Origin of the sequence: Actinokineospora sp. (assembly GCF_050699995.1) — a bacterium.
In the GTDB taxonomy this organism is placed as follows: Bacteria; Actinomycetota; Actinomycetes; order Mycobacteriales; family Pseudonocardiaceae; genus Actinokineospora.
In genome coordinates this window covers 20,989-30,115 of sequence record NZ_JBOHGC010000323.1, presented here as the reverse complement: position 1 = coordinate 30,115, position 9,127 = coordinate 20,989, and the positions used below count along the sequence as shown (strand labels likewise).

The window sequence follows — 9,127 nt, the reverse complement described above, 5'->3', positions numbered from 1 at the left end:
GGCCGGACGCGTGGGACCGCGCCCCGACGGCCGGACTGGCGCCGCTGCGGGCGGTGTTCGCGGGCATGGCGGGCAGCGGTGTGACCCCGGACGACGTGCTGGTCGTCGGCGGCGTCCAAGGCGCGCTGTCCCTGGCGTTCCGGGCGATGTCGTCCCCCGGCAGCCCGGTCCTGGTGGAGTCGCCCACGTACCCGGGCGCGCTCGCCGCCGCGCGAGCCGCGGGCCTTCGGCCGGTGCCCGTGCCGATGGACGCCGGGGGCATCCGGCCCGACCTGCTCGCCGACGCATTCGCCATGACCGGCGCGCGGCTGCTGTACTGCCAGCCCACGTTCCACAACCCGACCGGAGTCGTGCTGTCCCCACAGCGTCGCCGCGAGGTCGTCGACGTGGCCAGGGCCAGTGGGGCGTTCGTCGTCGAGGACGACTACGCCCGGCACCTCGGCCATGGGGGACCGGCGCCCCGGCCCCTCGTCGCCGATGATCGCGACGGCACCGTGGTGTCGGTGACCTCGCTGACCAAGTCCGCGGCGCCCAGCCTGAGGATCGGCGGGATGATCGCGCGCGGGCCGGTGATGGAACGCCTGCGCGCCATGCGTCTCGTCGACGACCTGTTCATCGCGCGCCCCATGCAGGAAGCCGCGATCGAACTCGTCAGCACCCCGGCTTGGGACCGGCATCTGCGGGCACTCAGCGCCGCGCTGCGCGAGCGGTGCGCCGCGCTGTCGGCGGCCCTGGCCCGGGAGATTCCCGAGTGGACGGTGACGACGATCCCGGCGGGCGGGCTGCACCTGTGGGTGCGGACCACGTCCGGCGACTCCGAGATCGTGGACACGGCGGGCAGGCATGGTGTGGCGGTGGGGCTCGGGCAGGACTTCTTCGCCGCGGAACCGCCGGGGACCTACCTCCGGGTCGGGTTCGCCGCGACCGCGGACACCGCCGAGTTGACCGAGGGCGTGCGCAGGCTGGGTGCGGCCGCCAGGGAGGTGAGCGGCCTCACGAAATAGTCAAGCTCTCACCGCCAACACCTTCTCCGCCGAGCCGGTGACCGACGAGCAGGTCCGCGTGATCTACGACCTGGTCAAGTGGGCGCCCACCGCGATGAACGGCCAGCCCCTGCGCGTGCTGCTCGTCCGCTCCGACGACGCTCGCGAACGACCTCCCGCTGCTCTCCGAGGGCACCGGGCCAAGACCGCGTCCGCGCCGCTCGTCGCGATCCTGGCCGCCGACGTGGACTTCCACGAGCACCTGCCCACGCTCTTTCCGCACCTGCCCGGCGCCAAGGACCACTTCGCCGACGAGACGCACCGGACCGACAACGCCCGGTTCAACGCCGCGCTGCAGGTCGGCTACTTCGTACTCGGGGTGCGCGCCGCCGGGCTGGCCGCCGGGCCGATGGCGGGCTTCGACGCCGCGGGCGTCGACCGCGCGTTCTTCCCCGACGGCCGCAAGCGCTCGCTGGTCGTGGTCAACATCGGCAACCCCGGTGTGGACGCGGCCTTCCCGCGCAGCCCGCGCCTGGAGTACGACCAGGTCGTGGAAACCGTCTGAACAGACGAAAAGGCCCGCGGCGTGAACCGCGGGCCCTTCGTTGTGAAGCCGGATTACCTGCCGTAGCCGTACTGCGTCTGAACGTTCAGCTCAGTCCACTTGTGACCGCGCGCCACGTTCGTGGCCGGGTCGTTGATGTCGAGGACGTCGAAACCCTTGCCGATGTCCGAGGCGTAGATGTAGCCGTTGTAGTAGTACGACGACCAGACACCACCACCGGTGTTCGGGTCAGCGGCCGGGCCCCGCTCGAAGAAGCCGATCTGCTTCGGCGCCCGCGAGTCGGTGAAGTCGAACACCTGCACGCCGCCCATGTACCAGGCCTGGACCATGATGTCCTTGCCGGGAACGGGGATCAGCGAGCCGTTGTGCGCGACACAGTTCTCCGAGTCCGTCTGGTGACGGTCGATCTTGAAGAAGCTGCGGAACTCGAGCTTGCGCCCGTCGCCGCGGCCGGTGATGTCGTAGATGCCGTTGGCGCCGCGGGTCGGGCCGATCTTGGCGTTGCACGTCGCCGCGCCGCCGCCGCCGAGCTCGTCGGTGAAGACGACCTTGGTGCCCTCGTTGTTGAACGTCGCCGAGTGCCAGAACGCGAAGTGGTCGTCGTCGCGCACGGTGTTGATCACCCGCGGCTTCTCCCGGTCGGAGATGTCCATCAGCACGCCTTCACCCATGCACGCGCCCGCGGCCAGGCTCTTGGCCGGGAAGACGGTGATGTCGTGGCAGCCGCTGGTGGGCACCACGTAGCCGGTGTCGATGGTGCCGGGCTTGCCGGGGCTGCCGCCGTCCGGGAACAGCACCGGGGTGGCCACGATCGCCGCGGCCGCCGGGTTCTTGACCGGGACCTTGATGATCGTGATCTTGTCGTGCGGCGGCTTGCACTTGGCCAGCGTCGCCGACGGGCTGTAGGACGACACGTAGAGGTAGACGTCCTTGCCGCGCTTGTCCGGCACCAGCGTGTGCGTGTGCGATCCGCAGTCGGTCTCGACAGCCGCGACGTACTTCGGGTTCTTCTTGTCGCTGATGTCGAAGATCTTCATGCCCTCCCAGTACTTCTCCGGGTCAGTGGAGGAGGTGGAGTTGCACGAGTTGTCGCTGCGCCGGGAGTCGGTGGAGACGAACACGAGGTTGCCGCTCACCGAGATGTCGTTCTGCGCGCCCGGGCAGACCACCTGGCTGGTGATCGTCGGGTTCTTCGGGTTCTTGATGTCGTAGATCGTGAACCCGAGGTAGTTGCCGACAATGGCGTGGTCGCCGCTGAAGGCCAGGTCCGTGCCGACCGAGGCGGGCCCGGACAGCGGACCCGTGGGCGGCACGTTGACGACATGCGAGACGTTGGGGCTGGTGACGATCTCGTCAGCGGCCGGGAAGTCCTGAGCGGCGGCGGACGGACCGCCGACCACGGACAGGCCTGCCGCGGCCACGCCGAGCAGCGCGAGCGCGCCCCTGCGGGACCTCTTGCCGAAGTGAATTGACTTCACTCTTTTCCCTTCCCTGCAGGTCTGTGCCACGCAGTATCTCGGGGCGGTGTGATCTTCGCCATCCGCGATCCCGAGAACGGTGGCCTGATCAGTTGTTGCCGTGACGCAGCGAGTACTGGGTCTGCGCGTTGAACACCTTCTGGTGAACCGACTTCGCCTCATCGGTCAGCGGGTCGTCGATCCGCAGCACGTCGAGGCCCTGCTGGCCGTCGTTGGAGTAGATGTAGCCGTTGTAGTAGTACGCCGACCACGTGCCCGACGGTCCGACGCGCGAGGGCAGCGGGTCGAAGTGCCCGATCTCGCGCGGGTTCGCCGAGTCGGTGAAGTCCCAGATCGAGACGCCGCCCTTGTACCAGGACTGGACCATGATGTCCTTGCCCGCGACCGGGATCAGCGAACCGTTGTGCGCCACGCAGATCTCGCTGTCGTGCCGCGGGATCTTGAAGTAGCTCTTGAAGACGAGGTCCGTGCCGACGATGTCGTACACGCCGTCCGCGCCGCGAACCTGGCCGATCTCCGGCTTGCAGGTGGCCGCGCCACCGCCGCCGAGCTCATCGGTGAAGATGACCTTGGTGCCGTCGTTGTTGAACGTCGCCGAGTGCCAGAACGCGAAGTTCGCGTTGTCCTGGATCTGCTCGATCACGCGGGGGGCCGCGCGGTCGGAGATGTCGAACAGCACGCCGTCACCCATGCAGGCGCCCGCGGCGAGGTCCTTCTCGGGGAACGCGGTGATGTCGTGGCAGCCACTGGTCTCACGGTTGTAGTGGTCCGGGAAGCTGCCAACGGTGCCCGGGTTGCCGCCGAGGGGGAACACCACGGGTGCGGAACTGACCGTGGCCGCCGTCGGGTTCGCGAGCGGAACCTTGATGATCGAGATCTTGTCGTGCGGCGGCTGGCATCGCGCGATGGAGGTCGACGGGCCGTAGGACGAGACGTAGAGGTAGACGTCCGTGCCCGCCTTGTCCGGCACCATCGTGTGCGTGTGCGAGCCGCAGTCGGTCTCGACCGCCTTGATGTACTTCGGGTTCGCCTTGTCGCTGATGTCGAAGATCCGCACGCCTTCCCAGTACGGCTTGGTGCCGTCGTTCTGGGCCACGGAGTTGCAGGAGTCGTCGCTGCGTCGGGCGTCGACCGAGTAGAAGAGCAGATCGCCGTGCACGCTCACGTCGCCCTGCGAGCCGGGGCAGAGCACCTGGCTGACGATCGTGGGCTTCTTCGGATGCTTGATGTCGTAGATCGTGAAGCCGTTGTAGTTGCCGCCGATGGCGTAGTCACCGGTGAACGCGAGGTCCGAGGACCTGGCGCCGCCGCCGAGCAGCGGGGCCGTGGCCGGAACGTTCGCGACCTGCCGCACGTTCGGGCTGGTGACGAAGTTCTCCTGGCCGAGGTCGGTCCCGTTCTGGGCCGCCGCGGAGGTGGCTCCCCACAGGGAGAGAGAGATGGTGGTCGCGCCGATGACGGCGGCCGTCACGTATCGGGATCTTGAACTCTGGCGTGTCGCCCTCACGCTGTTCCCCTCATTCGTAGGACGTCTATCCGCGCAGTCTCTCCCGTGGATCTACTTCCAAACAGCGAATTTTTTTCCCAGTTGCCGTTTGGCCCGAGAATCTGGTGCAGACGGGTGAAGGCCCTCCCGGAGTCCGGGAGGGCCTTCGACCAGCCGGGTCAGCCCGTGTAGGAGCCCTGCGTCTGTACGTTCAGCTCGGTGAACCGCACGCTCTTCGCGCTGTCGGTCGCCGGGTCGTTGAGGTCGAGCACGTCGAGGCCCTTCACCAGGTCCGACGAGTAGATGTGGCCGTTGTAGTAGTACGCCGACCACGCGCCGCCCGAGCCGCCGTTGGGCAGCGGGCCGCGCTCCCAGAAGCCGATCTCCCGCGGGTTGGCCGAGTCGGTGAAGTCCCACACCGACGCGCCGCCCTGGTACCAGGCCTGGACCATGATGTCCTTGCCCGCGACCGGGATGAGCGAGCCGTTGTGCGCGACGCAGTTCTCGGTGTTGGTCTGGAAGCGCGGGATCTTGAAGTAGCCGCGGAACACCAGGTCACGGGTGTCGCCCGCGCCGGTGATGTCGTAGATGCCGTCGGCGCCGCGGGTCGGGCCGGTCTTGCGGTCACAGGTGGCCGCGCCGCCGCCGCCGAGCTCGTCGGTGAAGATGACCTTGGTGCCCGCGTTGTTGAAGGTCGCCGAGTGCCAGAACGCGAAGTTCGCGTTGTCCTGGACCCGGTCGATCACCCGGGGGTTGACCCGGTCGGCGATGTCGAGCAGGACGCCGTCACCCATGCACGCGCCCGCCGCGAGGTCCTTCGACGGGTACGCGGTGATGTCGTGGCACCCCGTGGTGGCCGAGGTCTTGCTGCTGCCCGCGTTGCCGCCGTCCGGGAACAGGACGGGGGTCGCGACGACGGACGCCGTCGCGGGGGCCGCCAGCGGCACCTTCACGATCGAGATCTTGTCGTGCGGCGGCTGGCACTTCGACAGGGTCGTCGACGGGCTGTACGAGGAGACGTAGAGGTAGACGTCGGTGCCCGCCTTGTCCGGCACCAGGGTGTTCGTGTGCGAGCCGCAGGCCGTCTCGACGCTCTTGATGTAGCGCGGGTTCGCCTTGTCGGCGATGTCGAAGATCTTGATGCCCTCCCAGTAGGAGGTGCCGCTGGAGGAGGACCCCGAGTTGCACGAGTCGTTCGTGCGCCGGGAGTCGGTGGACAGGAAGAGCAGGTTCCCGTGCACCGACACGTCGTTCTGCGAGCCGGGGCACAGCACCTGGCTGGCGATCCTCGGCGCGCTCGGCGTGGTGATGTCGTAGATGGTGAAGCCCTGGTAATTGCCCTGGATCGCGTAGTTGCCGGTGAACGCGAGGTCGGTGCCCGTGGAGCCGGACAGCGGCGCCGTGGCCGGGATGTTGGCGAGTTGCTTCAGGTTCGGGCTGCTGACGATCTGGTCGACGCCCGGTCCGGGCGCGGGCGGGGCCGCGATGGCGGTCGACGTGCCTAAGGTGACGACGGCGGCGACGACAACGCCCGCGGCGGCCGCGCAAGCCAGACGGCGTTTGGAGTGCATCACGAAAGATCCCCTCGCTGCAGGAAGTGGGTCAAGACATTATTCGGCCGCCCGTCTCCGGGGCAGAAGCGTTTACTGACCGGGCTTTTTCCCAGTCCAGGAGTGAATGGGAACAGAACTCGTAGTACCTTGCGGTCGTCGTGCTGCTGGACGGAGAGGGCGTGCTCTAGATGAGGTTGCGGCGGATGGTCGGCGGAGTGGCGGTGCTGTGCGCGCTGTTCGGTCTGACCGCGTGCACCAGTGACGAGCCCGCGGGCGCGAAGCCGACGGCGCCGGTGCTCCAGCCGGGCAAGCCGGGGGAGTCGAACCAGACGCTGTCGCCGGAGGAAGCGGGCAAGGCGCGTCCGGAGTCGCCGCCGAACGAGGCTGACGTGACCTACGTGCGGGACATGATCGTGCACCACCGGCAGGCCATCGAGATGGCCGTGCTCGTCCCGGACCGCGGCGCGGACGGGCAGGTCAAGGGCCTCGCCTCGCGTATCGCCGACGCGCAGGGCCCGGAGATCGAGATGATGGACGCCTGGCTGAAGAAGCACAACAAGCCGCCCGTGCCCCCCGCGGGCCACGGTGGCCACAACGCGCACGACGGCATGCCGGGCATGGCCACGCCGGAGCAGATGGACCAGCTCAAGGCGGCCAAGGGCACCGAGTTCGACAAGCTGTTCCTGCGGCTGATGATCGCCCACCACCAGGGCGCGCTCGCCATGGCCGACACCGTGAAGACCAAGGGCGCGGAGGTGCGGGTGCAGGAGATGGCCGACGACGTCACCGCCACCCAGTCCGCCGAGATCCGCCGCATGCAGGAGATGCTCGGGGCCTGAGGGACACTTATCCACAGGCCGGGCAAACCGGGGAGCGGGACGTCCGGGCGGCTCGATAACATCACTCGTCTCTCGGCCACAGCCGTGGCCGTGTCCTGAGCCGAGGAGTCATCGTGTCCGAGCAGCCCGTAGCCGTCGCACCCGCCACGAGCGTGGTGGTGCAGGCGGGCACTACCGCGGGCGCTGCCGTGCGCGAAGCAGGTTTCCCGGGCAAGGGCGCCGACGCGATCGTCGTCGTGCGTGACTCCGCCGGGCAGCTCCGCGACCTGTCGTGGATCCCGGAGGCCGACGCCACGGTCGAGCCGGTCGCCGCGAACAGCGACGACGGCCGGGCCGTCATCCGCCACTCCTGCGCGCACGTGCTCGCGCAGGCGGTGCAGCAGCAGTTCCCGGAGGCCAAGCTCGGCATCGGCCCGCCGGTGCGCGACGGCTTCTACTACGACTTCTCGGTGGAGAAGCCGTTCACCCCGGAGGACCTGCAGGCGCTGGAGAAGCGCATGAAGGCGATCATCAAGGGGTCGCAGCGGTTCTCCCGGCGTGTCGTGGAGTCGGTGGAGGCGGCGAAGCGGGAGCTGGCGGCGGAGCCGTTCAAGCTGGAGCTGGTCGACCTCAAAAGCGAGGCGGACACCGGTATCGATGTCACAGAGGTCATGGAGGTCGGCGGCGGCGAGCTGACGATCTACGACAACCTCGACCCGCGCAGTGGCGACCTGGTCTGGGGCGACCTGTGCCGCGGCCCGCACGTGCCCACGACCAAGCACATCCCGGCGTTCAAGCTGACCAGGGTGGCGGCGGCGTACTGGCGTGGCAACGAGAAGAACCCGCAGCTGCAGCGCATCTACGGCACGGCGTGGGAGTCCCAGGAGGCGCTCGACGCGCATCTGGAGCGCATCGCCGAGGCCGAGCGGCGTGACCACCGCAAGCTCGGCGTGGAGCTCGACCTGTTCAGCTTCCCGGACGAACTGGGCTCCGGCCTGGCGGTGTTCCACCCTAAGGGCGGCATCATCCGCCGCGAACTGGAGACCTACGCGCGCCGCAGGCACGAGGAGTCCGGCTACGAGTTCGTCAACACCCCGCACATCAGCAAGAGCGGGCTGTTCCACACCTCGGGCCACCTGCCGTACTACGCGGACACGATGTTCCCGCCCATCCAGTTCGAGGGCGAGGACTACTACCTCAAGGCCATGAACTGCCCGATGCACAACCTGATCTTCAGGTCGCGCGGGCGGTCCTACCGTGAGCTGCCGCTGCGGCTCTTCGAGTTCGGCACGGTCTACCGGTACGAGAAGTCCGGTGTGGTCCACGGCCTCACCCGGGTCCGCGGCCTGACGATGGACGACTCGCACATCTACTGCACCAAGGAGCAGATGCCCGGCGAGCTCCGGTCGCTGCTGAAGTTCGTCCTCGACCTGCTCGCCGACTACGGGTTGAGCGACTTCTACCTGGAACTGTCCACCCGGGACGACTCGCCGAAGTTCATCGGCGACCCCGCGGAATGGGAAGAGGCCACCGAGACGCTGCGCCAAGCCGCGGTCGACTCCGGCCTGGACCTCGTCCCCGACCCGGGCGGCGCCGCCTACTACGGCCCGAAGATCTCGGTGCAGGCCAAGGACGCCATCGGCCGGTCGTGGCAGATGTCGACCATCCAGCTCGACTTCAACCAGCCCAGGCGCTTCGAACTTGAGTACACCGCCCCGGACGGCTCACGCCAGCAGCCGATCATGATCCACCGGGCGCTGTTCGGGTCGATCGAACGGTTCTTCGGCGTCCTCACGGAGCACTACGCCGGCGCCTTCCCGGCATGGCTCGCCCCAGTCCAGGCGGTTGGAATCCCGATCGCCGAGGACCACGTGGAACACCTCCAGCAGGTCGCCAAAGCCTTGCGCGCCAAGGGTGTCCGCGTGGACGTGGACACCTCCGACGACCGGATGCAGAAGAAGATCCGCACCCACACGATGCAGAAGGTGCCGTTCCTGCTGGTGGCGGGCGCCAAGGACGTCGAGTCCGGCTCGGTGTCGTTCCGCTTCAGGGACGGCTCCCAGGTCAACGGAATCCCCGTGGACCGCGCCGTGGAGGCGGTCCACGAATGGATCGCCCGCCGCGACAACACGTCCCCCTCGGCGGAAACCTTCAAGGTCGCCGAATAGAAGGAATAAGACAGCAGCAAGACAAGAAGCGGGCTTCCCCAGGAGCGGAAAACGGGGACGGCCCGCTTCTTTCTTC

Annotated in this window: 6 protein-coding genes and 1 pseudogene; 4 read left to right on the top strand and 3 right to left on the bottom strand. The window is 68.2% G+C overall.

The genetic code is table 11. From position 1 onward, the window contains the following. Together ACRDSQ_RS16105 and ACRDSQ_RS16100 are read left to right on the top strand one after the other, a co-directional pair. The coding region (locus ACRDSQ_RS16105) for a PLP-dependent aminotransferase family protein (RefSeq protein ID WP_431422042.1) at positions 1 to 1,004 on the top strand (1,004 nt) is incomplete at its 5' end. Between the two features lies 1 nt (position 1,005). After that, positions 1,006 to 1,548, top strand: a pseudogene (locus tag ACRDSQ_RS16100) (malonic semialdehyde reductase); the annotation flags it as partial. 53 nt (positions 1,549 to 1,601) lie between these two features. Here the strand turns inward: ACRDSQ_RS16100 and ACRDSQ_RS16095 are convergent. The 3 genes from ACRDSQ_RS16095 to ACRDSQ_RS16085 form a co-directional block, all read right to left on the bottom strand. Then, positions 1,602 to 3,017, bottom strand: a complete 1,416-nt coding sequence (locus ACRDSQ_RS16095; RefSeq protein WP_431422044.1) for an LVIVD repeat-containing protein — start codon at positions 3,015 to 3,017, stop codon at positions 1,602 to 1,604. Between the two features lie 97 nt (positions 3,018 to 3,114). Continuing rightward, complete coding sequence (locus ACRDSQ_RS16090) at positions 3,115 to 4,497, bottom strand: LVIVD repeat-containing protein (protein WP_431422040.1); 1,383 nt, start codon at positions 4,495 to 4,497, stop codon at positions 3,115 to 3,117. 194 nt (positions 4,498 to 4,691) lie between these two features. Next, complete coding sequence (locus tag ACRDSQ_RS16085) at positions 4,692 to 6,083, bottom strand: LVIVD repeat-containing protein (RefSeq protein ID WP_431422038.1); 1,392 nt, start codon at positions 6,081 to 6,083, stop codon at positions 4,692 to 4,694. A 170-nt stretch (positions 6,084 to 6,253) separates the two neighbouring features. On the opposite strand from ACRDSQ_RS16085, the gene ACRDSQ_RS16080 reads away from it, so the two are divergent. Next, complete coding sequence (locus ACRDSQ_RS16080) at positions 6,254 to 6,904, top strand: DUF305 domain-containing protein (RefSeq protein WP_431422036.1); 651 nt, start codon at positions 6,254 to 6,256, stop codon at positions 6,902 to 6,904. Positions 6,905 to 7,017: 113 nt separating this feature from the next. Further along, complete coding sequence (gene thrS, locus ACRDSQ_RS16075) at positions 7,018 to 9,051, top strand: threonine--tRNA ligase (RefSeq protein ID WP_431422035.1); 2,034 nt, start codon at positions 7,018 to 7,020, stop codon at positions 9,049 to 9,051. The last annotated feature ends 76 nt before the right edge of the window (positions 9,052 to 9,127 follow it).

Coding starts and splice junctions, on each gene's coding strand:
- ACRDSQ_RS16085 (WP_431422038.1), bottom strand. CDS start 6,083: ATGCACTCCAAACGCCGTCTGGCTTGCGCGGCCGCCGCGGGCGTTGTC.
- ACRDSQ_RS16080 (WP_431422036.1), top strand. CDS start 6,254: ATGAGGTTGCGGCGGATGGTCGGCGGAGTGGCGGTGCTGTGCGCGCTG.